Annotated in this window: 23 protein-coding genes; 10 read left to right on the top strand and 13 right to left on the bottom strand. The window is 48.0% G+C overall.

From position 1 onward, the window contains the following. The first annotated feature begins 13 nt into the window (after nt 1–13). Both VK958_RS02930 and VK958_RS02925 read left to right on the top strand, forming a co-directional pair. Nucleotides 14–532, top strand: a complete 519-nt coding sequence (locus VK958_RS02930) for a BON domain-containing protein (RefSeq protein ID WP_325238881.1) — start codon at nt 14–16, stop codon at nt 530–532. A 141-nt stretch (nt 533–673) separates the two neighbouring features. Next, nucleotides 674–1075: a BON domain-containing protein gene (locus VK958_RS02925; protein ID WP_325238879.1), complete on the top strand. Its 402-nt coding sequence runs from the start codon at nt 674–676 to the stop codon at nt 1073–1075. A gap of 45 nt (nt 1076–1120) precedes the next feature. Here VK958_RS02925 and VK958_RS02920 read toward each other — a convergent pair whose 3' ends face one another. Continuing rightward, the gene (locus tag VK958_RS02920) at nt 1121–1648 is read right to left on the bottom strand and encodes a lipocalin family protein (protein ID WP_325238948.1); all 528 of its coding nucleotides are present in this window, start codon (nt 1646–1648) and stop codon (nt 1121–1123) included. 148 nt (nt 1649–1796) lie between these two features. Between VK958_RS02920 and VK958_RS02915 the strand changes: the two genes are divergently transcribed. Next, a complete protein-coding gene (locus tag VK958_RS02915; RefSeq protein ID WP_325238877.1) occupies nt 1797–2237 on the top strand; it encodes a glycine zipper domain-containing protein in 441 nt (146 codons plus the stop codon). A 60-nt stretch (nt 2238–2297) separates the two neighbouring features. On the opposite strand, the gene sugE is transcribed toward VK958_RS02915, so the two are convergent. Together sugE and VK958_RS02905 are read right to left on the bottom strand one after the other, a co-directional pair. Continuing rightward, nucleotides 2298–2612 (bottom strand): quaternary ammonium compound efflux SMR transporter SugE, encoded by a 315-nt coding sequence (gene sugE, locus VK958_RS02910; RefSeq protein ID WP_325238875.1) that lies wholly within the window; start codon nt 2610–2612, stop codon nt 2298–2300. A 48-nt stretch (nt 2613–2660) separates the two neighbouring features. Next, nucleotides 2661–3374: a pseudouridine synthase gene (locus tag VK958_RS02905; RefSeq protein WP_325238873.1), complete on the bottom strand. Its 714-nt coding sequence runs from the start codon at nt 3372–3374 to the stop codon at nt 2661–2663. 90 nt (nt 3375–3464) lie between these two features. Here VK958_RS02905 and VK958_RS02900 point away from each other — a divergent pair, with 90 nt between their 5' ends. Next, complete coding sequence (locus tag VK958_RS02900) at nt 3465–4256, top strand: TrmH family RNA methyltransferase (protein ID WP_325238871.1); 792 nt, start codon at nt 3465–3467, stop codon at nt 4254–4256. A gap of 22 nt (nt 4257–4278) precedes the next feature. On the opposite strand, the gene hslO is transcribed toward VK958_RS02900, so the two are convergent. The 4 genes from hslO to VK958_RS02880 all read right to left on the bottom strand — a co-directional run bounded on the left by hslO (nt 4279) and on the right by VK958_RS02880 (nt 8679). Beyond that, entirely contained in the window at nt 4279–5139 is an 861-nt protein-coding gene (gene hslO, locus VK958_RS02895; RefSeq protein ID WP_325238869.1) for an Hsp33 family molecular chaperone HslO, read from the bottom strand. An 85-nt stretch (nt 5140–5224) separates the two neighbouring features. Beyond that, nucleotides 5225–7399, bottom strand: a complete 2175-nt coding sequence (locus VK958_RS02890; protein WP_325238867.1) for a TonB-dependent receptor — start codon at nt 7397–7399, stop codon at nt 5225–5227. A gap of 102 nt (nt 7400–7501) precedes the next feature. Beyond that, nucleotides 7502–8371: a tRNA glutamyl-Q(34) synthetase GluQRS gene (gluQRS, locus tag VK958_RS02885; protein ID WP_325238865.1), complete on the bottom strand. Its 870-nt coding sequence runs from the start codon at nt 8369–8371 to the stop codon at nt 7502–7504. Beyond that, on the bottom strand, nt 8371–8679 hold the full coding sequence (locus tag VK958_RS02880) for a DUF3301 domain-containing protein (RefSeq protein ID WP_325238863.1): 309 nt from the start codon (nt 8677–8679) through the stop codon (nt 8371–8373). Before VK958_RS02880 ends, gluQRS begins: the two co-directional genes overlap by 1 nt. A 100-nt stretch (nt 8680–8779) precedes the next feature. On the opposite strand from VK958_RS02880, the gene VK958_RS02875 reads away from it, so the two are divergent. From VK958_RS02875 to VK958_RS02855, 5 genes are all read left to right on the top strand, one after another. Then, entirely contained in the window at nt 8780–9454 is a 675-nt protein-coding gene (locus VK958_RS02875) for a hypothetical protein (RefSeq protein ID WP_325238861.1), read from the top strand. 199 nt (nt 9455–9653) lie between these two features. Then, a complete protein-coding gene (locus tag VK958_RS02870; protein WP_325238859.1) occupies nt 9654–10844 on the top strand; it encodes an ammonium transporter in 1191 nt (396 codons plus the stop codon). Between the two features lie 271 nt (nt 10845–11115). Beyond that, a complete protein-coding gene (locus tag VK958_RS02865; protein ID WP_325238857.1) occupies nt 11116–11574 on the top strand; it encodes a (2Fe-2S)-binding protein in 459 nt (152 codons plus the stop codon). A gap of 2 nt (nt 11575–11576) precedes the next feature. Then, on the top strand, nt 11577–13793 hold the full coding sequence (locus VK958_RS02860) for a xanthine dehydrogenase family protein molybdopterin-binding subunit (RefSeq protein WP_325238855.1): 2217 nt from the start codon (nt 11577–11579) through the stop codon (nt 13791–13793). 8 nt (nt 13794–13801) lie between these two features. After that, nucleotides 13802–15079, top strand: coding sequence for a cytochrome c (locus VK958_RS02855; protein WP_325238853.1), 1278 nt, complete (start codon nt 13802–13804; stop codon nt 15077–15079). Nucleotides 15080–15329: 250 nt separating this feature from the next. Here the strand turns inward: VK958_RS02855 and VK958_RS02850 are convergent, their stop codons facing one another. Together VK958_RS02850 and VK958_RS02845 are read right to left on the bottom strand one after the other, a co-directional pair. Then, nucleotides 15330–15809 carry an acyloxyacyl hydrolase gene (locus VK958_RS02850; protein ID WP_325238851.1) on the bottom strand — a complete coding sequence of 160 codons (480 nt, stop codon included), beginning with the start codon at nt 15807–15809 and terminating at the stop codon, nt 15330–15332. 34 nt (nt 15810–15843) lie between these two features. Next, complete coding sequence (locus VK958_RS02845) at nt 15844–16302, bottom strand: CBS domain-containing protein (protein ID WP_325238849.1); 459 nt, start codon at nt 16300–16302, stop codon at nt 15844–15846. A gap of 276 nt (nt 16303–16578) precedes the next feature. On the opposite strand from VK958_RS02845, the gene VK958_RS02840 reads away from it, so the two are divergent. Further along, nucleotides 16579–17232 (top strand): HAD family hydrolase, encoded by a 654-nt coding sequence (locus VK958_RS02840; RefSeq protein WP_325238847.1) that lies wholly within the window; start codon nt 16579–16581, stop codon nt 17230–17232. A gap of 11 nt (nt 17233–17243) precedes the next feature. Here the strand turns inward: VK958_RS02840 and VK958_RS02835 are convergent, their stop codons facing one another. The 4 genes from VK958_RS02835 to VK958_RS02820 all read right to left on the bottom strand — a co-directional run bounded on the left by VK958_RS02835 (nt 17244) and on the right by VK958_RS02820 (nt 21844). Then, the gene (locus VK958_RS02835) at nt 17244–18101 is read right to left on the bottom strand and encodes an alpha/beta fold hydrolase (protein WP_325238846.1); all 858 of its coding nucleotides are present in this window, start codon (nt 18099–18101) and stop codon (nt 17244–17246) included. Between the two features lie 58 nt (nt 18102–18159). Then, the gene (gene fabF / locus VK958_RS02830; RefSeq protein WP_325238845.1) at nt 18160–19428 is read right to left on the bottom strand and encodes a beta-ketoacyl-ACP synthase II; all 1269 of its coding nucleotides are present in this window, start codon (nt 19426–19428) and stop codon (nt 18160–18162) included. Nucleotides 19429–19452: 24 nt separating this feature from the next. Continuing rightward, on the bottom strand, nt 19453–20877 hold the full coding sequence (locus VK958_RS02825; RefSeq protein WP_325238844.1) for an MFS transporter: 1425 nt from the start codon (nt 20875–20877) through the stop codon (nt 19453–19455). Between the two features lie 61 nt (nt 20878–20938). Beyond that, complete coding sequence (locus VK958_RS02820) at nt 20939–21844, bottom strand: alpha/beta fold hydrolase (protein ID WP_325238843.1); 906 nt, start codon at nt 21842–21844, stop codon at nt 20939–20941. Nucleotides 21845–21960: the final 116 nt, after the last annotated feature.

Below are 21960 nucleotides of genomic sequence, written 5' to 3'. Positions count from 1 at the left end.
AATTGGAGACAAGATGTCTATAACAACACTTAAACAGGCGGTTATTTTTGGTGGCTTATTGGCTACAACGATTACATTGAATGCGTTTGCATTTGATTTGGACGAAGTTCAAAACGGTGATAAACCTTATTTGCAACAGTTCAACAGTCTGGATAAAAATGCCAACGAAACGCTTACCTGGTCTGAAGCAAAAGCAGACAAAGGTGTAAAGCAAAAAGATTTTAAAACTTTCGATGGTGATAGTGACGGTAGTCTGACTTATGACGAGTATGCAGACTTGAAAACCAAAACAGGTCAAAAAGCGATTAAATCTGCTATGTCAGATAGCTGGATCACTACCAAAGTAAAAGCACGCCTGCTGGAAGAAGAAGCCCTGAAATCACTGAAAATTAGCGTAGAAACGCATAAAGGTCAAGTGTTGCTGAGTGGTTTTGTATCTGATGCCAGCCTTAAAGCCAAAGCCGAAGAATTGGTATCAGGTGTAGAAGGTGTGAAATCCGTTAAAAACGCTATCGTAGTTAAAGAAGGTTAATGTAAACACCCTTTGCAAGCTATGTATCCTCTCCCAAAGAAATAGCTTGCACTTTTTTTTCGGTGAATTGTATAAATAACATGTGCTGACGATTTATTTCTGATTGCATGGACAATTTACAAAATAACGAAAGGACACATCATGAAAAAAACTAATTATTATCTAAGCAGTGGCGTATTGGTTGCAGCATTACTAGGCGCTAGCGCTAATGCAATGGCTGTAGATGTAGTGAACACACCTATGTATAACTTCTTGCCAAGCGATACAGTGGTGCAGAATGTTAAAAATAACTTGCAAACCCATGGTATTGACACCTCAACTTTACAAGTAGATTCTGATGCTAAAGGTGTAGTGCAATTGTCAGGATTGGTAGGTTCTAAACAAGACGCTGAAGTGGCTACACAGATTGCCAAGGAATCAGATGGTGTCTATGCCGTGCTGGGTCAATGGCGTTATGAGTTAGCCGCTGTGCCAGTAGATTCAGATGCAGCGATGATGGAAAAGTCAGCACCTGCCAGCGACTCTGTAGAATCACAGCAATGAACAGATCGGGAGGGGCAACCCTCCCGAAGTTCATCCAAACAGGAGTTAATGCTCCTTGGGCATCACATGTCGACCGGTTTCGTACTCGACCTGGTTGGCTTGTCTGATGAACAATAATTTGTTAGTCGCAAACCCAAGCTCTTTTGCTGTGGCGATTAAATGTTGTTTGATCGGGTAAGTGAGTTGGGGTGTGCGTGACAAAATCCATAGATAGTCCTTGCCGCTACTTACCAACGCATAGTTGTAATATGGCTTATCTACGATAAGAATATTGTAATCGCCATAAAACGGCCCAAAGAAAGATACTTTCAAGCGGCCAGTTCGGCTGCCATCTGCATTGACAGGATCGACAAACTTGGCTTTGCCGACTGCTTCGCTCCAGTCTCCCTTCTGTGGGTCAAATCCACGATTCACCACTTTAATTGCGCCATCAGCCTGCAAGCTGTAATTTGCGGTGACCTGTTCGAGGCCTTTTTCGAATCTATTATCTAATCTCGCAATTTCGTACCATGTACCCAAATACTGGGCTGGGTCAAAACTTCGCACAATAGTTTGTGACGCTTGCGGCGGCATGGGTTCTGAGCAACCGCTCAAATTGATCAGTATAAATAAACCAGCTAAAAGGTTGTTAACAGTCATAAAGCATTATAAAAACCAATAATTGAAAATAAATTACAGTTTAAAATAACACACATTGAAACAGGCGATAAGGGATTAAAAAATGAAATTTACAACCGCGTGCATGATGTCAGGAGTCATGGCATTGTTGTCAGCAACAGCCATGGCTGGTAACGTGGAAACGGGTCTCGGTGGCGGATTAGGTGCTGCGGCGGGAACCGCAGTAGGCAGTGTACTTGGCGGTAGCACTGGTGAGATCGTCGGTGGTGCTGTTGGCGGTGGGTTAGGGGGTGCCGTCACTACCAGGCGCGGTGGTAAAACTGGCGCTATCATTGGCGGTGCGGCAGGCGGTGCAACCGGAGCTGCGGTTGGGCGTACTGTGAGTGGAACTACGACAGGCGCAGTGGTGGGGGCAGGTTTAGGTGGCGCGGGTGGTGCGGTGATTGGAAAAGAGATCGATGAACCTGAGCCTCATGGGAAACGCTATCGTGGTAAAAAAGGCAAGAGACACGGGCATCATGGCCGTGGTCACAAGCACGATTAAGATTCAATTTGCGCAAGCAAGGCCGCCAAATCACGGCGGCCTATCACTCTGGCTATCTTGTCAGCTAGCGAGTTTAAGGCCGACCATCCCTGCAATGATCAATAGTAGGCTTGTGATACGCAAAGCAGAGACTGGCTCGTTAAATAGAAAAATACCTAAGATGACCGTGCCGACCGCACCTATGCCAACCCAGATAGCGTAGGCAGTGCCTACCGGTAAAGTTTTTACGCAAAGCCCTAATAACCATACGCTAATGACCATTGCGACTATGGTCCAGAACGATGGCCAAAAACGTGAAAAGCCATCGGTATATTTCAATCCGATCGCCCAGGCAGTTTCAAATAAACCGGCAATTACCAATATCAACCAGGTCATAAAGCGCTTTCTGATAGTTAATTTTAATTTGCTGAATTTCTTTATAGATTAAGGCTTAAGGGCTGCCAGATCTTGTTCAGTTAACCAGCGCCATTCGCCAGGCTGCAGATCCGGTGGTAATTCAAGGCGTCCGATTTTGATACGCTTCAGGTACTCAACACGATTGCCAATCGCAGCAATCATACGTTTAACCTGGTGATACTTACCTTCTGTCAAAGTCATCTGAATAATCGATTCCGTGACGCGTGCAATTTCGAGGGCCGCAATCGTTTGGTCTTCGTCTATCAGCTTTACGCCGGCTAGCAAGCCTTGCAGATCCTCGTCACTGATTGGGTGTTTGCAATTCACTTCATAGACTTTTGGGACATGGTGCTTAGGTGAACTGACCTTATGAATAAACTGGCCGTCATCCGAAAGTAAAATCAAACCAGTGGTATCTTCGTCCAGCCGGCCAATGCATTGAATGCCACGTTCAACCAGTGGCGGCGGCAGTAAAGAGTAGATGGTAGGGTGAAATTGCGTTTTGTGCGAGCACTCATAATGTGCCGGTTTGTGCATCATCAGGTAGCTATGCTCGCGGTATTCCCACGGTTGGCCTGCGATGGTGAATTGCAGGTTTTCAAGTGCAAAAGTGGCGTCCGGGTCATTACACAATTCTCCGTTCACGGTCACTTCTTCATTAGTAATCAGGATGCGACACATTTTACGTGTGCCGAAGCCTTGTCGTTGCAGAATACGTTCTAAATCAAGTTTCTTGGTCATAGTCTGAATTATACGCGAATCCAGAGGCGACTTTCCTTGCAGTCAGGCCTGAGCCTGTCACTGGATGCCTGACTCACGTACAATGCTGGCATGGCATTTAAACATATCACTTCACGCGATAACCCCGTCTACAAACACTTGCGTAAGCTGGCCGATAATGCCCGCGAACGTAAAAGCAGTGGCTTAACATTGCTGGAAGGCGTGCATTTGATCGAAGGCTACCTGCAAACGCAAGGCGAGCCACAGCTGATGATTATTCCTGAGGGTAAAAGCAGCCTGGAGGCGTCCCACCTGATGCAGCACCTGGTGGATGTGGATACCATCATGCTGCCGACGCTGATGTTCGCTGATCTGACGCCGGTTTCCAGCAGCAGTGGCATCATGGCACTAGTGCCTGTGCCTCAGATGGCGTTGCCGGAAACCATAGATTTCGCCTTGTTGATTGAGAATATTCAGGATCCCGGTAATCTAGGCAGCATATTACGTACGGCTGCCGCTGCCGGGGTGCAGGTTGCTTATCTGACAAAAGGCTGTACCGATGCATGGTCACCAAAAGCGTTACGTGGCGGCCAAGGTGCGCAACTGGTATTGCCGTTAGTCGAAAATGTGGATGCCGTTGATATTGTACGGCAGTTCGCTGGTAAAACTCTGGCGTTGACGATGCAGGGAGAGAGCCTCTACAACCAGGCTTTAAACGGCCCGGTGTTATTCGCGGTGGGTAACGAAGGTGCCGGTATCTCGGACGTATTGCAGAATGCGGTGAATGTGTGTGTCAGCATCCCGATGGCGCACGAAGGTGTATTAGCGCTAGAGTCCCTGAATGCCGCAGCGGCGACGGCAGTTGCCTTGTTCGAATGCCAACGTCAGCGTTTACCAGGTTAAGCTAACCCACCTGGTGCGCTGATTAATGTGTCACTGCATGGTCATCGTTGTCATCAAATAGAGCCAGCGCTTCCTGCTCATCAACTACATACTGCTTGTTACAAAAATCGCATTGGATTTGAATGCTGCCTTGCTCGTCGAGAACGCTGCGTACTTCAGCCAGGCCTAATAGCTGCAGCATATTAGCCACATTGGCTTGTGAGCAGCTGCAAAAAGCACGGATATCACGCGCTTCAAACAATCGTATATCTTCTTCAACAAACAGGCGCTGTAATAATGTTTCGGTGTCTAAATCGAGCAACTCGTGATCGGACACCGTGTTAGCCAAATGCTGCACCCGATTCCAGTGATCCAGATCGTGCTCTTGTTGTTGCGGCAGTTTTTGCACCAGTAAACCAGCGGCTCTATCACCTTCGGCCGTCAGCCACAATTTGGTGTCGATTTGCTGGGAACGGAGCATGTAGTTTTCAAGCATGCTGGCAATGCTGTCACCTTCAATTGGCACAATACCCTGATAAGGCTCGCCTTCCTCCGGCATCAGCGTAATCACTAAATGTCCTTGTTCAAGCCAGTCGCTCAATGTGTCGCCGTGTAACTCTTCGTGCACTTTAGCCGTAGCACGGATATCAAGTTCAGAAGTACATTCAACCACCAGTAACTGCAATGCACCCTGGCTTTGCAGTTGTAAAATCAACTTGCCCTGCATTTTAAGCGTAGAAGTTAATAGGACGCTGGCAGCCATGAACTCACCCATGACTTTTTTCAAAGCAGGCGGTAATGGCTGGTGTTCAAGTGCGTTAAACAGGCTTTGATTCAAGTGTACAGCGTTGCCGCGCACCGCGGAGTTTTCAAAAATAAAAGGATGTAATAGGTCTTCAGTCATGTCGCTTATTTTAACATTGAAGCCAGGCCATTCCATGCTGTAAATTAAAAAGCCCGCTCGAAGCGGGCTGAAAAGATAGATTTGATCAGAAGTGGTAGTTGAGTGCCGCCCGTGCGTTCAAGGGCGCGCCAGGAGTAATGTTATTGTTGTTGTGTGCAAAAAGCGCATAGTCTTTGTTGGTCAGGTTCTCAATATTGATTTGCGCATCCCACCGGGGGCTGATTTTTGCAAAAATGGCAGCGTCAAAACGTGTATAGCCCGGCAGGAGGGTGCTGCTGCCAGCTGTAGGCGTCGCTGCATACATTTCGGAGCGGCTTACTACACCCAAAGCGACTGACCATATGTCATTGATCTGGTATTTGTTCCATAGGGAGAAAGTACGCGTTGGCGTCATGGCGAGTTGTGCGCCTTTATTGATGACGCTGGTAGCTGGCGTATTGGGCAGTGTCTCGGTGATCTCTCCATCCTGCAAAGTGAACCCGCCCATGATTAGCCATTGGTCGGTAATCCGGCCTGAAGCACCCAGTTCCAGACCGATAGTTTCCTGACCGTCCAGCAAAATCGAGTTTCCAGTATTACTAGGATCAGCGGCCTGTACATTTTCTCTTTCCAATTTGTATACAGCAGCTGTCAAAGAAAGATTTTGGGTCGCATCCCATTTCGCACCGATTTCTTTATTGATGAATTTTTCTGGTTTGAAAGGTTGCGAGGCCCCGGCCGGTATAGTCAGCCCAATCAGCTGATCGCCAGCCCGTGGCACGTAAGAAATACTGTAATTGGCATAAACTGAGCTGTTTTCGGTTGGCTTGTAAATCAGTCCTGCGCGTGGAGATAACAAATTATTTGATACCTCTATATTGGTGCCAGTCCTCAAGTCCGAGTAACGTGTCTCAAGGTGGTCGTGGCGTAATCCCACGATGGCTTGCCAATGAGGGTTGAATACAATCTGGTCTTGCAGGTAGAACGCAGCTACCGTGAAATCGCTAGTCTGGTTCCTGGAGGTTGTAGTAAATGCAACATTGGATGTAGTTGGGTTAGCTACTGCGAAATTTCCGGGTAGATTTTCACCCCCAGCAGGAGTCAGGCGCTTATTGTCTGTATTTTGTGCGGCTAACTCTGCCCCTGCCAATAATTTGTGTTCAACATTACCGGTGTGCGCAGAATAAGTAATATCGGTCTGATTGATCAGGTTCTCACGTTTTGTATTATCCCGGTAAGCCCCTAACTGGACGGTACCCGCGGTAGTCACACTACTTCTGGCATATACGTTTTGATAATACTTGTCATAATAAGCCAGGCGGGTGCTGTTTTTAACCTGTACACCATTGTCAAAAGCATGTGTGATGGCGGCATTAAATGCGACAGTTTCAGTTTCGGTCGGGCTTAATCTTGCATTGCCAAAAAACTTATCATAGTCGCTGATGCGATAGGGTCGATTATTCAAGTTGCTGCCATCAGTGCCAATGAAAGAAGCCACGCCACGATCTGCAATCCGCTCGTCTTTAAAGTATTCGGCACTCAGTTCAATCTGTGTCTTGTCGCCAGGTCTGATGGTAAAGGTCGGCGTGAAACCGTAGCGTCTGAGTTCAACCCCATCGCGGTAAGAGTTTGAATTTTCGTAGACTGCATTCAGCCTGAACGCCAGTTCATCGGAAAGGCCTTGTCCATAATCTGCTGCAATGCGGCGATGCTCAAAACTGCCGTAACTTACACTGATATCCCTGACAGGGTCCCAACCAGCTTTTTTGCTGACACGGTTAACCACGCCACCTGCACCGCCGCGTCCGAAAATCATGCCGTTCGCGCCTTTGAGTACTTCGATGCGGTCTGTGTTGTAAAGGTCGCGATATGTCTGAATGTCATCTCTCAAGCCATCAACGAACAGGTCGCCCGTGGTCTGGTTGCCGCGCAGTACCAACTGGTCGCGGTTTCCCTCCCCTTGTGCCGCCTGCACGCCAGGAACATAACGTACAGCATCCGCAATGCTCTGCATCGACTGGTCCTGGATAAAATCACGTGTGATGACGGTAATGGCTTGAGGGACGTTTACAAGCTCGGAATCGGTACGGGTTGCAGTTGTAGAGCGTTTGGCCTGGTAACCTTTAACCGGTTTAGTATCACTTTCCTTTTCTGCAGTGACTTCCACTTCTTTTAATTCCTGTGGGCTACTTTCCGCTGCGGCCAGGCTTGATATTGACAGAATAGAGGAGCTTAAAAGCAAACCTAATGCGTTGAGGATTGGCTGAGAGGTTAACTTCATGGATGAGAGAGTTTTCATTGGTGTAATCGTTTTAAAATTTATCGCAATAATAATTAAATTGATAACAGGTATCAATCATTAGTAAATGGTTGGTAATCTAAGTCACTCAACGCTATCAAAAGGTTGCCAGTTCTCCAGTGCCCATTGCCACAACTCGGGGAGGGTTTTAAAGGCTCGCGGAGGCGTGGGCAGATAAGGTAAAAAACTGAAAGCCTCCAGTAACGTCGGAATGACTTCATCTTTAGGCAGTGATCTAGCGAGCGTCTGCTTGCTCAATTTTTGCCCATCTGCATTCAATACCAGCGGGATATGCGCGTACACTGGTGTTGAATAGCCTAACAGTTGTTGCAGATAAATCTGACGGGTGGTGGAGTTGAGAAGATCAGCACCGCGTACCACATGCGTAACACCTTGCAGTGCATCATCGACTACGACGGCAAGCTGGTAGCTGTATAAACCATCGGAACGTTTGATGACAAAGTCGCCAATTTCCCACGCCATATTGTGCTGAATTCTGCCTTGAACAAGGTCTTGAAAGCTGATCAGTGATTCAGTTGTTTTCAGGCGCCATGCTGCCATAGAGTCATGTTTTATCGGGTGTGCTAAGCAGGTGCCGGGATAAATGGCTCCTTCAATACCATGCATGGTGCTGGAATCTGCGATTTCCTTGCGGGAACAGGTGCAGCGGTAAGCCAGGTCTTTGTGACGAAGCCGGGTGAGCGCTTCTTCATATAATGCGGTTCGCTGGCTTTGGTAGATGACTTCGTCATCCCATACAAACCCATAATGTTCCAGGGTATGGATGATCTCTTCACTGGCACCTGCCATTTTGCGGGTTTGATCTACATCCTCAATCCGCAACAGCCATTTCCCGTCATGGCTTTTGGCATCGCAATAGCTCGCGGCCGCTGCGACCAGCGAGCCTAAATGCAAGGGGCCGGTAGGTGAGGGGGCAAACCGTCCAATTCGCATTATTGGGTCGCGTAAGGCGGAATATGCCAGGCTACCAGCTGCCCGCCACGTAATTGCAAATGACAGGCCATGCGCTCAATACCATGGCTGGAGACATCAAAAGTATAAGTGCGTAATATCTGCACGCGGCCATTGGTATCGCGCGCGAAGCCAACACGAGAGCAGGCAACGGTTTCATCGAGAAATTGCAAGTTGCAGCGATCAGCCAGTTGGCGGCCGATTTTCAGGGCGATTTCCCGTTTGGAAACAGAGTCCATCCAGAACCAGGCGCCAGCGATCATGAGTGCCAGCAGTGACCATTCAGCCATTCGATTTCTCCTGTGAGCCGGAGCCGCATTTGGGTGTATGATACAAGTGAGTCCGTTCCAAAATCTTCATTCCTTATCCTCAAATTCACTACAGTTTGCTATGAGTTCATCACGCGAAACAGACGCTATCCAGGCTTATTATAATTTATTGCATGCCAAGGGAGCGGATGAAGCCATCATGGCACAGCGCGATGCCATATTGAGTGAATTGTGCCCAATGCTGGAAAATCAAGAGTCAACCAGTGCAGTTTACCGTAAAGCGGTGGATGACTATCTCGAAGACCAACCTGCACAACGTTGGCCTGAGCTGCTGACCATTATCCGCGAGTTTTATCCTTTCTGGCGTGGCGATGTCAAAGCGGTCATGCAATATGCGGATACTGTCGGCTTTGAGTTACATCTTATCGGCTGGCAACCTGCCGTCATTGATCTGCAATCGGTATGGCCGGCTTTGCAAGCTGAAAAATTCGCCACTTCAGAACTATGGGCACTGAATGGTTACGTTAAAGCGCTTAAATCCATGGATCAGAAACAGGATATGGATATTGAAGTACGTACACGTATGGCCAAGTTAATGTTGCTGAGGTTGCGTGATGCGCCGCTGTCGGAGAAAAATGCGTTCCGGATTACCGCGGATGCCACTTTGCCCTTATTTAACCTCAAACATACCCGGCATTTATTTTTGAATGCGGTGCGTGAGTTCTACTATTTTTGGGCCGCACATCCAGATGCAGAAGAGATGTTCAGGCAGCTTCAGCCCTCCGAAATCATGTGATCCATAATTGCACTAAAAAAGTGCAATGCACTTTATAAGGTTCAGTATTGGTGCATTTTACGGGCACATCTAAAACTTTATCCTTTAAAATCAATAAGGTGATAATGGTCTGATAATTGCTTATTCACTGCGAATTTTTAAAAAAGGCGTGCCTGAAGGCAAAACGTCATCTTTATATAATTAAATTCGGAGAGCGAAAATGGAAGCATTAGTGTCCGCTAATGACGTCTTGTTTGTATTACTGGGGGCCATTATGGTGCTGGCGATGCATGCTGGTTTTGCATTTTTGGAAGTCGGTACAGTGCGTCAAAAAAACCAGGTCAACGCATTAGTCAAAATTATGGTGGATTTTTGTGTATCCACCATTGCCTATTTTTTCATTGGGTACAGCATTGCCTATGGCATCAATTTCTTCAATGGTGCTGATGTCCTGGCAGCTAAAAGTGGTTATGACCTCGTTAAATTCTTTTTCTTGTTAACCTTTGCCGCAGCCATTCCCGCGATTGTTTCCGGTGGCATTGCCGAACGCGCCAAGTTTAATCCGCAAATGGCAGCGACCTTCCTGATTGTCGGTTTCGTCTATCCCTTTTTTGAAGGGATCGCCTGGAACAACCATTTTGGTTTCCAGGATTGGTTAAAGTCCAGCTTTGGCGCCAGCTTCCATGACTTTGCCGGTTCGATTGTGGTACATGCGATGGGCGGCTGGATTGCTTTAGCAGCGGTGATGCTGCTAGGCGCCCGCACTGGGCGCTACACTAAAGAAGGCAGATTGCACGCCTATCCCCCTTCCAATATTCCTTTCCTCGCATTAGGCGCATGGATACTGACCGTCGGCTGGTTTGGCTTTAATGTCATGTCCGCGCAAGCTATCCAAAACATTTCAGGTCTGGTTGCCGTCAACTCCCTGATGGCCTTGGCCGGAGGTACCCTGGCTGCACTCGTATTAGGTAAAAATGACCCTGGCTTTGTGCACAACGGCCCTTTGGCTGGCCTGGTCGCCGTCTGTGCCGGTTCTGATGTGATGCATCCACTAGGTGCATTAGTCACTGGTGGCGTAGCTGGTGTTATTTTCGTCTGGGCGTTTACCGTGACGCAAAACCGCCTGAAAATTGATGATGTGTTGGGTGTCTGGCCACTACACGGATTGTGTGGTGCCTGGGGTGGTATTGCTGCCGGTATTTTCGGCAGTGCCAGTTTAGGCGGGATGGGTGGCGTCAGCTTTATGAGCCAGTTAGTTGGCACCCTGACCGGTGTGGTCGTAGCACTGATAGGCGGCGGAATCGTATATGGGGTATTGAAAAAACTGGTCGGCATTCGCCTGGATGCCGAGTCAGAGTTTGATGGTGCAGATTTAAGTATCCATAAAATTCCATCAGTCTCAGCGGATTAGCTTACCGACAATTGTCCAGATCCGTAACGGACTGAACTCCTCTTTTCACCCATCTATATCTCCCGCAAAGTGGAGATAATTCAAACTTCATTCGAATTCCTGCCTCTATCATTTCAAATTGATAGAGGCAGGAATATTGTTTTAGGCAATGATTTAATAAATTTCTGCTTGATTAGAAGTTTGAATTCATCCACTCTAATGTTGTAAATAAAATCAGATTTAATATAAAGACATCACTCAGTGATGCACTTCTTTCAAGGAAGATCCGACTATGGCGACACTGAATATTAACGGCACCCCCCACCAGGTGGATGCTCCAGACGATATGCCTCTCCTTTGGGTGATCAGGGATATCATCGGGCTGACAGGGACCAAGTTTGGATGTGGTATCGCGCAATGTGGCGCATGCACCGTGCATATTGATGGTCAGGCAGCCCGTTCCTGTGTACTCCCGATCTCGGCAATCGGTGATAAGAAAATCACCACCATTGAAGCGGTGGGTGAAACTTCAGCTGGTAAGTCGATCCAGAAAGCCTGGCTCGACCATGAAGTCATGCAGTGTGGTTATTGCCAGTCCGGCCAGATCATGTCGGCATGCGCTTTACTTGGCCAACATCCTCATCCCAATGATGAACAGATCGACACCGCGATGGCAGGCAACATTTGCCGATGCGGGACTTATCCACGCATACGTGCCGCTATTAAAATTGCCGCCAAGGAAGGAGCCTGATTATGTCGCAAGGTTTAATTCAGGGCCTGGCCGAAAAACATATCGTTGCCAATCCTCCACGCAGAAATTTCCTTAAGTTCGCCGCCTCGCTAAGTGCCACCACTGCGGGGGGGATGGTGCTCAGTATCAGTATGCCAGCCCTAAGCCAGGGCAAACAAGCGCAGTCCTATGATGAGCTCGAAGCCGGCAAGAATGTGTTAGCGCCTAATGCCTTCATAAAGATTGATACGAATGGTGAAGTCACCATGATCATGCCCAAGGTTGAAATGGGCCAGGGCGTCTATACCTCAATTCCTATGTTGCTGGCTGAGGAGCTTGAAGTAGATGTACAAACGGTGAAGCTGGAACATGCACCCCCGAATGACAAGTTGTATGCAGATGCGATGCTGGGTGCCCAAGTCACAGGTGGATCAACCTCTATCCGTGCAATGTGGGATCCGCTGCGCCAGGCTGGGGCTGTATGCCGCTCACTGCTGGTGACTGCAGCTGCCCAGAAATGGAAAGTAGATGAATCCACCTGCCAAGCCAGGTCAGGGGTGGTCTATCATGAAGCGTCTGGTCGAAAATTGGGTTATGGTGAGTTGGTGAAAGTGGCCAGTGCATTACCTGTCCCCACTAAAGTCGCTCTCAAAGACCCCAAAGATTTCAAAGTCATCGGGACTTCGGCCAAAAGATTAGATACCCCCGATAAAGTAAACGGTTTGGCCAAATTTGGTATTGATGCGCACCCGGATAAAGTCAAGTTCGCGGTGATCGCCACCAGCCCGGTTTTCGGTGGAAAGTTGATTAGCGTGGATGATAGTCGTGCCTTGAAGATGCCTGGAGTCCTTCAGGTGGTCAAGGTGGATAATGCTGTTGCCGTGATTGGCATTCATACCTGGGCGGCCAAGCGCGGGTTAGGTGCGCTAGAAATCAAATGGGATGAAGGTAAAAGCACTGCAGTGAAAACGGGTGATCTGATCCAGGATTTGCGGGATGCATCCAAAAAACCAGGCGCGGTCGCCAAAAAAGAAGGTAATGCCGCCAGTGCATTTAAAAAAGCCGATAAAACACTGAGTGTGGAATATGAGCAGCCATTTCTGGCACATGCCACGATGGAGCCCATGAACTGCACGGTTGAAGTCGGCGCTTCAGGTTGCGACATCTGGGTAGGCACCCAGATACCGACTTTTGCGCAGGGGATGGCTGCAAAAACGCTGGGTATTCCCGTTGAAAAAGTCAGGCTGCATAACTTCCTGATTGGTGGCGGTTTTGGCAGAAGGCTGGAGTTCGATGGTGTCGTACAAGCTGTCAAAATCGCTAAACAAGTCAAAGGGCCTGTCAAGGTTATCTGGACTCGGGAAGAGGATATCCAGCATGATATGTTCCGGCCCTATTATTTTGATCGTATTTCAGCGGGGCTGGATGCGAAAGGCAAACCTGTTTCCTGGTCGCACCGGATTGTGGGTTCTTCAATCATGGCGAGATTTGCGCCACCAGCAGTCAAAAATGGCGTAGACCCTGATGCCGTAGAAGTGTCAGCTGACCCTCCTTATGAATTGCCTAATCTGTATGTCGATTATGTGCGTGTTGAACCCCGCGATGTACCCACTGCATTCTGGCGTGGCGTAGGCCCTACCCGGGGGACGTTTGTGGTCGAGAGTTTTATCGATGAACTGGCAGCCCTGGCAAAAGTAGACCCGGTGAAATACCGTCTTGATCTGTTAAATAAAACTCCAAGACTCAAAAATGCCCTGCAAATAGCGGCCAGTAAAAGTGACTGGGGCAAGCCGCTGGCAAAAGGGAAAGGCCGTGGCGTTTCAGTCATGCACGCCTTCGGCAGCTTTCTGGCGATGATTGTGGATATCACTGTGAACCCACAGGGTGAAGTGAAAGTAGATAAAGTGGTATGTGCGGTAGATTGCGGGTTGACAGTCAATCCCAACACGGTATTAGCCCAAATTGAAGGCGGCGTTATATTTGGTCTCAGTGCTGTGCTCTACAACGAAATCACCATCAAAAATGGACGTGTAGAACAAACCAACTTCAATGATTATCGCGTGATGCGCATCAATGAAGCGCCCGTGTTTGATATCCATTTGATTAAAAGTGCCGAAGCGCCCGGAGGCATCGGTGAGCCAGGCACGGCGGCCATTGGCGCTGCCTTGGCAAATGCCGTGTTCTCGGCAACGGGAAAACGCATACGCAAGCTGCCAATTGGCAATCAACTACAAGCATAGGAGCCATGATGAAGATAACATCAGGTTTGATGAACATATGCGCCACCATCATCGCTTTCACTTTCTCCCTGAAAGTGTTTGCCATCAGTCCGGCAGACATTAAAAAAGGAGAATATCTGGCCCGGGTGGGTGATTGTGTATCCTGTCACACGGCCCCACATGGCAAAGACTTTGCCGGCGGGCTACCCATGCTTACCCCGGTGGGTGCCATTTACACCACGAATATCACTCCAGACCCTGAAACCGGCATCGGTAAATATACCGAATCCGAGTTTGCCAAAGCGCTACGTCGCGGAGTGGCAAAAGATGGCCACCATCTTTATCCGGCCATGCCATATCCTTCCTATGCCAAAGTCAGCGATACTGACATTCATTACCTGTATGTGTATTTCAAGCATGGCGTCAAACCTGTGCGGCAGGCAAACAAAGCCAGTGAAATTCCATGGCCCTTGAATTACAGGTTCCCATTAGCTATCTGGAATGCAGTTTTCCTCGATAAAGATACATACAAACCTGATCCAAAAAAGGATGCTAACTGGAATCGTGGTGCTTATCTCGTGCAAGGGCTGGGGCATTGCGGCGCTTGCCATACTCCCCGCGGATTGGCATTTCAGGAAAAAGGACTCACGCAAGAATCAGGTAAGTTTTTAAGTGGTGAAACACTCGAAGGCTGGTCTGCTACCAACTTGCGCGGCGACCATAATACCGGTTTGGGCCGATGGTCCGAAAGCGACATTGTTGTTTACCTCAAATCGGGCGCTAATCAACATAGCTCTTCTTTCGGCACCATGACTACCGTGATCAATAACAGTACAGAAGGCATGACCCTGCAAGACTTAACCGGTATCTCTAGCTATTTGAAAACAATAAAAGGGTCAGATGATAAAGGCCAAAAGCCTTATAAATACGATGCCACCGCTACGCTAGCGCAATTTAAAGCGCCGGAAAAGTATCCCGGCGCCAAGTTATATCAACAATATTGTGCTGCCTGTCATAGCCAGAATGGTCAGGGAGTCGCTCCTTATTTATCACCGCTTGCCGGAAATCCGGCAGTGATGGATCCGGACCCATCCTCATTGATCAATGTGATCTTGAATGGCTCGCCCCAGCTAAAACCGCAGGGAGTCGCAGCCCCATTCAATATGCCGAAATTCCGCCATATCCTGAATGATATTGAGGTTGCCCAATTGGTGACTTTTATGCAAAAGAGTTGGAATCACAATCTGGAAGCCACTGATACCAAGGACGTCGCCAAAATTCGTAAAATGCCACCATCTGCACATTGATGATGTGCCGGCATTCATGTTTTGGTGTTTTAGATAAGTTAGCTGTCTTTTCATGAACATGGCGTTGTAAGCTCTATAGTCGTTGCTGTTGCGTAGAGGTGCTTAGTACATCTGCGATCATGACTGTGTATAGAACACGATGGTATTAAGTGCGCATAAAAAAACCTGCCAGATCTGGCAGGTTTTTTGTGTTTATAAAGCAAGCTTATATAGCCAAGCATTGTATAGCTTAAGTATTGAAAGCTTAGTCCTAGAATTTGTAGTGCCAGTAAACACTTAACACTTCGACGCCTGGATTCACGTTGTCTAAATCAGCATTTGATAAGTGGCTTACTGCCAACCCCAGGCTATTCTGTGCATTCAAGTCCTTGGCAATCTCCACCTGTGAACGAAATTCAATAGGGTGACCCAGGTCAATGGCACTGCTGCCACGACTGTAATAGCCTGCTCCCAGGCTAGGTTTCAGGTGCCAGGTATCCGCAAACTGCCAGTCATACAATAAACCTCCCCCTAACCAGATCGATCCGTCAGTAGTTGCTTCAGCACCCAGCCAAGGCTTGAGATTGTCTAACAATACCGAGTTGTCATACACATAATCAAAGCGGAAATCGGCAGCAGAGTGAGGGCCATCGAAATCATAGCTACCCACGGCAAAGCCAATGGTATCTGCATATGTATTTAAAGAAGCCGTGATTGCAAACGCCAGTGCAGCAAAAGTAATTTTTTTCATTGTTTTAACTTTAAGAGTAAGATAATAAATGCAATCAAGCTGCCAGGTCATGATAAGTATATTGTGGCTGGCGATGGCTTCGCCATTCAGTGGATTCAACTGGCTGGCCAGTATTAGCTGGGATATCGCATTTGTTCACCAAATCAGCCAGTGACACCGCGCCCACTAATTCATAATCCCGGTCCAAAACCAATACACTTCTCAACTGCTGATCTGTCATGAAGTCGACCACATAAGCAATCGTTTGGTCTGCAAATACATATTTAGCTTCAAATGCCATGCAGTGAGAAACCCTGGTTTCCTCTAGAGAAAGACCATATGCTACCGCCTTGAGGGCAATATCCTTAATCGTCAACATGCCGATTAAACGGCCATTTTTACAAATAGGTAATGCATCAAAATCATTTTCCTCCATGATTTGAGCAGCTGACTTAAGGGAGTCAAAGGGAGAGGCAGTCATTACGTGAGGGTTCATTGAGCGGCTAATAATCATTTTAAGTCCCCTTATTAATCTTGGTCATACGATGGACATAAATACGGTGGCCCCCTCAGGAACCACCGTAGTGTCGATGACCAAACACGGGAGCATTTAAAGTTTCCATTTTTGGTACCAACGACCGTAGATTAATCAACTTTCGCAACGACCTTTATCAGATATATGCTGTTATTGCTGTAGGATTTATCGGACTTCATCTATCCCGAACGTAATGAGCTAAAGGGATTCAAACCCTTGGATACACTTTTAACGCGCAGACAGGTAAACATAGCAATGAAAGATTTGAAATTAGTCATTTTTGATTGTGATGGTGTCCTGGTGGATAGCGAGCCCATCACCAATCAACTATTTTTAGATATCTTGAAAAGTTATGGCCTTTCAATTCCACATGAAGAGTTTGTCGCCAAATATGTTGGCAGCGGCATGAGTGTGGTTAAGTCACTTTTGTATACCCATCACCACTTCACGCTTCCTGATGATTTTTTCGGTATCTTTAACGCTTTGAGTCTGGAGGCCTTGCAAAGGGATCTCAAACCAATACCTAATGTTGAGAAAGCGATTGATGATCTGACCGTGCCATACTGCCTGGCTTCAAACAGCTCGCCTGAAAAGGTACGCTTGATGCTAAAAAAAACGCAGCTTTTTGAAAGGTTTGAAGGGAAGATTTTTACCTCTAACCTGGTGGCTGCGCCCAAACCCGCTCCCGATATTTACTTGCACGCGGCCCAAGCCAATGGCGTCTCCCCAGACAAAGTTTTGGTCATAGAGGACACTCATATTGGCATCACCGCGGCAGTGGCGGCTGGCATGCAGGTGTTTGGCTATACGGGCACTTTTCCGGCACAGAGATTAATCGATGCCGGTGCCTCGAATACATTCAGCGATATGCGTGATTTAATGGGATTAATGAAAAAAGCTTATGGCTGAAAAAATAAGGCCTATTTGAAAACCAATTTAAGTGCTTCTGGATTATCTATACTGAGAAAATGACCAGCGCCGGCAATGGTTTCCAATGTGGCAGCAGGTAATTGATTCAATGTACGCATTCTCTCCTGCTGGTTTGACCAATCAAACTCGCCATAGACCAGGATAACAGGGCATTTAACCTGCGGATAAAGCGCAGGTGCTTTAGACCAGCTCCGCCAGTTTTTCAGGATATTCCTGCCTAGAAACGCATATCCTGGCCTGTGACCTGTCTTGTCGAAAAGCTTCATTAGCCAAGTTGGTATTTTCTTGATATTAGTCACGCCGCCATTCATCACCAGGCTTAAGAAAAAGCGATTTTCCAGTGCAGCGAAGATGGCACCATGCACAGGAATCGAATAATTCCATAACATGAAGTTAGCAATGAAATTGCCACGACGAATGCCGTCGGCATAGCGGGTTTCATAGTCATAAGTGTTTACGGCAAACACCTGCTTGATTTTATCCGGCAGTGAAGCTGCGATGGTGAGTGCGAGCGTTGCACCGATGGACTCGCCAACCAGCGTGAGGTTATCTAACGATAGCTGATTGATAACCTCAATCATTGCTCCCCTCAGATAAGGTTCGTCATAATTGATGGTTTTGTTGATGGATGACAGGCCGTGCCCGGGCAAGTCGACGGCGTAAACAGTATAGTTCTTTGCATAAAAAGGAATCATCTCGCTAAAAAACTCAATCTGCGTCCTGATGGTATGCATCAGTAAAAGCGGCGCACCTTGACCGGTTTTAATCACGCGGACAGTTTCTCCATTGGCCAGTTTGATGAAGTGTTCTTCACCATTGAATTTCAAGTCTTTTGGTGCATAGTTCATTTCGTTTCCCTTATCAGTTGGTATTCATTGCCAGGTTGTTTGTAAAGCTGAGCCACTGTCAAAAATAGAAGCGTTTGAAAATCACTGATGCATTCACGCCGCCGAATCCAAAACCATTGGATAAGGCGTAATCAATCTTTTTAACCAGCGGTTGTTTGCCGACAATGGTAAGGCCATTGACACGTTCGTCAGCTTGTTCAAGATTAATGGTGGGCGGACAGTATTGGGCTTGAATCGCTTTAATGGTGAATATAGCTTCCAGCCCGCCCGCTGCCCCCAGTAGATGGCCGGTAGAAGATTTTGTGGCACTGATAGCGGGGGCATTCTGGGTTCCGAATACCCGCTTGATCGCCGCCAATTCACCCGCATCACCCACAGGGGTAGAAGTGGCATGCGCATTGATATGATCTATCGCAGCGGGAGCTAATTCTGCCTGATTCAAGGCTATCGACATTGCCCGCGCCGCACCGGAACCATCTTCCGGGCTGGAGGTGATGTGGTAGGCATCCGAAGTGGTGCCATAGCCAACCAGTTCAGCAATAGGGGTTGCGCCCCTTGCGATAGCATGTTCATAAGACTCGATCACCAGAATACCGGCGCCTTCGCCCATGACAAATCCATCGCGGTCCTGATCAAATGGCCTTGAAGCCCGCTCGGGGGTATCAGCATATCGGCTACTCAGTGCTTTGGCAGCAGCAAAGCCGCCCAGGCTTACTTTGTCTATACAGGCTTCGGCGCCACCGCAAATGACAATGTCAGCTTCATTCGCATGGATTAACCTGGCAGCATCGCCAATTGCCTGTACGCCTGCTGCACATGCGGTGACCGGCGCGCCCAGCGGCCCCTTGAATTGATGTTTTAGCGCCACCTGGCCAGCGGCGAGGTTCACCAGGAATGACGGAATGGTAAAAGGCGATAAGCGCTCTACGCCTTCCTGCTCACCTTTGCGGACAGCCTGGGCGATGGCCGGAAAGCCGCCAATGCCGGAGGCGATAATAGTGGCGGTGCGTTCGCTTTCAGCATCATTTTTTGGATGCCACTGTGCCTGATTGATGGCTTCTTCTGCCGCAATCAGGGCAAACTGGATAAACCTGTCTATCCTGCGCAATTCCTTGGCGCTGATATGCTGTGATAAATCCAGCCCGTAAACCGGATCAGTCTCGAATGGTTTTATCCAGCCGGCAATCTTGACTGGGCTGCCTTCTGCCAAGGTATCGGGCAACTTTGAGATGCCGGATTTGCCTTCCAGTAAATGCTTCCAGGCTAATTCAACACCTGTGCCTAGCGGGCTGACCACGCCCATTCCGGTGACAACAATTCTTTTCATAGTAATGATGACCTTAATAACTTATCAAATGGTGCCGGTTGTTTTCGTCAATAACTGTTTGGGATGCGTATTGATCGGTAAACACAACAGGCCGGTGATCAGGGCTAGCGTGATATGGATGGCATAAATGTGGTGAAAGTCGGCAATCTGTAAATCCGTTTTGGCTAGTAACAACACTGTCAATGACACACCGATTACCGTGCCCACCTGGCGTACTGCATGATTGATGGCGCTACCTACAGCATAATCTTTGGTCGGTAGCCCAAAAACCGAAGCGGCTGATAATGAAGGAATGACCAGGCCAACGGATAAGCCGCTCAAAAATAATCCTGGCAGCCACTCTGTGAGGTAATCAGGGCTGGCATCCGGCATCAACATAAACCACAGGCTGCTTAAGGCGTAGGTGATGGTGCCGGTGATCAGTAACGGTCTATGGCCGATCTTTGAGGCAAGCTTGCCGGAAAGGATGGCCGTCGGCACCACGGTTAATGGCCCCGGCATAATGGCAGTCCCCGCCATGGATTGGCTAAAGTGCCAGATATTCTTCATCCAGAAAAAGAAAGAAAAAAACATGATGGCAAACGCAATCGCAAACACAAATCCGGCGACATTGGCGAATAAAAACGTGTTGCTTTTGAACAGGCTTAATTCAAACAATGGTTCTGGATTTGATTTTGCCCATGGGATATAACTGAGCAATAAGGCTAGCCCAACAAGGACGATGCTGACCAGTTCCAAAGCCGACCAGTGGGCAGAATTTAATTCCACGATGCCGAAGGCAATGGCGCCAACGCCTGTCACCAGCTGCAATATGCCTACCCAATCCAGGCGTAATTTATCCCTGGGCTGGATGGATTCCTGCAATATAGCTACGCTTTGCCAGATACAAAACAAACCGATTGGAATGTTGATAAAGAATGCCCATTGCCAACCACCCATATCAATAATCAGGGAACCTATGCCCGGACCTAAGGCTGCCGCCAATGCGCCAACGGCCCCCCACGCACCCATCACTATCATGCGTTTTTCCCGGGGAAAAGCTTCAAGTACAATTGCTAAGGCAGCTGGCGATAGTAAACACGCACCTATTGATTGAATGATCCGGGCCACAATCAGCCAGCCCACGCTGGGTGAAGCGCCGCAGGCGAATGACGCACTGACAAACAGCAATACGCCAAGGATGAACACTTTTTTTCTGCCATACTTATCTGCAATGCCACCTGCCGGAATCAGCATCGCGGCATAGACAATTGAATAGGCATTCATTGCCCAGGATAAGTCTGCAGCGGTTGAGCCAGGAAAACTATGCAGGATATTGTTGAAGCCTGCATACAGAATCGTGGTGTCGAGTGACACCATGAAAATGGCAATGCAGGCAATCGCAAACACACGCCAAGCATTTGGCTGCGCTTTTTCAAGTTGACCGTATGTGGCTTCTACTGGTGTCATGTTTTTCCCGGATAACGAATGGATGGAATGCCATCACTTTGCAGTGATGGCTGGTTATTTATTAATGGTTCAAGAAATAATTAGCGGTGTTGACGAAGCTATCGTGATACTGAAAGATCGAACCATGGTTAGCGTCTGGATACAACACCAATTGTGCATTTTTAAGGTGCTTGTACAGTGTGATTGAGCCTTCAGTGTCCAGCATGGTGTCATTGTTTCCCGTCACAACCAGTACCGGCTGATGGATAGCCTGGAGGGTTTTGTATTCAGGGTCCGGCGTGCTGGTCCATACGATCAGCGCTTTGCCATGCGCATCGGCGATATCTTTACCGCTTTCAGGATCACGGTATTTGGTCCTGGCGTATACACGTGATAAAAATTCAGCGGCAGCTTTTTTGCCAGCATCGGTTTGCGAGAAAAACAGGTAGTCACGTGGGTCCGGTGCGTTGGTTCTCGAAAATGCCTCGTTCAGCACCTTCATGAGATTGTTACCACCGCCTTGATGTGTCGTTCCCGCAAGAATGACTTTGTGGATTAATTCCGGATGCTGGGCAGCGAGCTCTTGCGCAACAAATCCACCCAATGAAAACCCTAACAGGTCGACTTTCTTGTAGCCGAGTGCCTGGATAAAAGCATAAGCGTCTGCCGTCATTTGCGCGACATTATCGGCAACGATGCCATTGGTTGCGCCAACGCCTCTATTATTGAATACCACTACCGGGCGAGTTTTAGCCATGGTGTTCACCAAGGCGGGATCCCACGCATCCATAGTGCCGGTGAAATGCTGCAGAAACACTAATGGTGTGCCAGTTTTTACACCCAACGCACGATAGGAGAATTTGACACCATTCGCCTCTACATATTGTGTAGGCGCAGTCTCGAGTTTATCTGCGGCAGCAGCGATACCAGGCTCTACAATGGAAAATGTGGTAGCGATGAACAGTAACGATTTGATGAATCTATGCACGAATATCTCCTAGGGTTTAATGGGGTTTTAATTGGCCTCAACATATTTAATACCAATCGGTAAATAAATAATATTCATCAATGCTTGCCTTGTCAATCTTTTTTTGTAACAATTGG

Origin of the sequence: Methylophilus sp., assembly GCF_035460085.1 — a bacterium.
Classification (GTDB): domain Bacteria; phylum Pseudomonadota; class Gammaproteobacteria; order Burkholderiales; family Methylophilaceae; genus Methylophilus.
This window is presented reverse-complemented; position numbering and strand designations above follow the sequence as displayed.

Bases quoted from the DNA above. Each gene is read 5' to 3' on its own strand.
- VK958_RS02930 (WP_325238881.1), top strand. From the start codon at position 14: ATGTCTATAACAACACTTAAACAGGCGGTTATTTTTGGTGGCTTATTG.
- VK958_RS02925 (WP_325238879.1), top strand. From the start codon at position 674: ATGAAAAAAACTAATTATTATCTAAGCAGTGGCGTATTGGTTGCAGCA.
- VK958_RS02920 (WP_325238948.1), bottom strand. From the start codon at position 1,648: ATGCCGCCGCAAGCGTCACAAACTATTGTGCGAAGTTTTGACCCAGCC.
- VK958_RS02915 (WP_325238877.1), top strand. From the start codon at position 1,797: ATGAAATTTACAACCGCGTGCATGATGTCAGGAGTCATGGCATTGTTG.
- sugE (WP_325238875.1), bottom strand. From the start codon at position 2,612: ATGACCTGGTTGATATTGGTAATTGCCGGTTTATTTGAAACTGCCTGG.
- VK958_RS02905 (WP_325238873.1), bottom strand. From the start codon at position 3,374: ATGACCAAGAAACTTGATTTAGAACGTATTCTGCAACGACAAGGCTTC.
- VK958_RS02900 (WP_325238871.1), top strand. From the start codon at position 3,465: ATGGCATTTAAACATATCACTTCACGCGATAACCCCGTCTACAAACAC.
- hslO (WP_325238869.1), bottom strand. From the start codon at position 5,139: ATGACTGAAGACCTATTACATCCTTTTATTTTTGAAAACTCCGCGGTG.
- VK958_RS02890 (WP_325238867.1), bottom strand. From the start codon at position 7,399: ATGAAGTTAACCTCTCAGCCAATCCTCAACGCATTAGGTTTGCTTTTA.
- gluQRS (WP_325238865.1), bottom strand. From the start codon at position 8,371: ATGCGAATTGGACGGTTTGCCCCCTCACCTACCGGCCCCTTGCATTTA.
- VK958_RS02880 (WP_325238863.1), bottom strand. From the start codon at position 8,679: ATGGCTGAATGGTCACTGCTGGCACTCATGATCGCTGGCGCCTGGTTC.
- VK958_RS02875 (WP_325238861.1), top strand. From the start codon at position 8,780: ATGAGTTCATCACGCGAAACAGACGCTATCCAGGCTTATTATAATTTA.
- VK958_RS02870 (WP_325238859.1), top strand. From the start codon at position 9,654: ATGGAAGCATTAGTGTCCGCTAATGACGTCTTGTTTGTATTACTGGGG.
- VK958_RS02865 (WP_325238857.1), top strand. From the start codon at position 11,116: ATGGCGACACTGAATATTAACGGCACCCCCCACCAGGTGGATGCTCCA.
- VK958_RS02860 (WP_325238855.1), top strand. From the start codon at position 11,577: ATGTCGCAAGGTTTAATTCAGGGCCTGGCCGAAAAACATATCGTTGCC.
- VK958_RS02855 (WP_325238853.1), top strand. From the start codon at position 13,802: ATGAAGATAACATCAGGTTTGATGAACATATGCGCCACCATCATCGCT.
- VK958_RS02850 (WP_325238851.1), bottom strand. From the start codon at position 15,809: ATGAAAAAAATTACTTTTGCTGCACTGGCGTTTGCAATCACGGCTTCT.
- VK958_RS02845 (WP_325238849.1), bottom strand. From the start codon at position 16,302: ATGATTATTAGCCGCTCAATGAACCCTCACGTAATGACTGCCTCTCCC.
- VK958_RS02840 (WP_325238847.1), top strand. From the start codon at position 16,579: ATGAAAGATTTGAAATTAGTCATTTTTGATTGTGATGGTGTCCTGGTG.
- VK958_RS02835 (WP_325238846.1), bottom strand. From the start codon at position 18,101: ATGAACTATGCACCAAAAGACTTGAAATTCAATGGTGAAGAACACTTC.
- fabF (WP_325238845.1), bottom strand. From the start codon at position 19,428: ATGAAAAGAATTGTTGTCACCGGAATGGGCGTGGTCAGCCCGCTAGGC.
- VK958_RS02825 (WP_325238844.1), bottom strand. From the start codon at position 20,877: ATGACACCAGTAGAAGCCACATACGGTCAACTTGAAAAAGCGCAGCCA.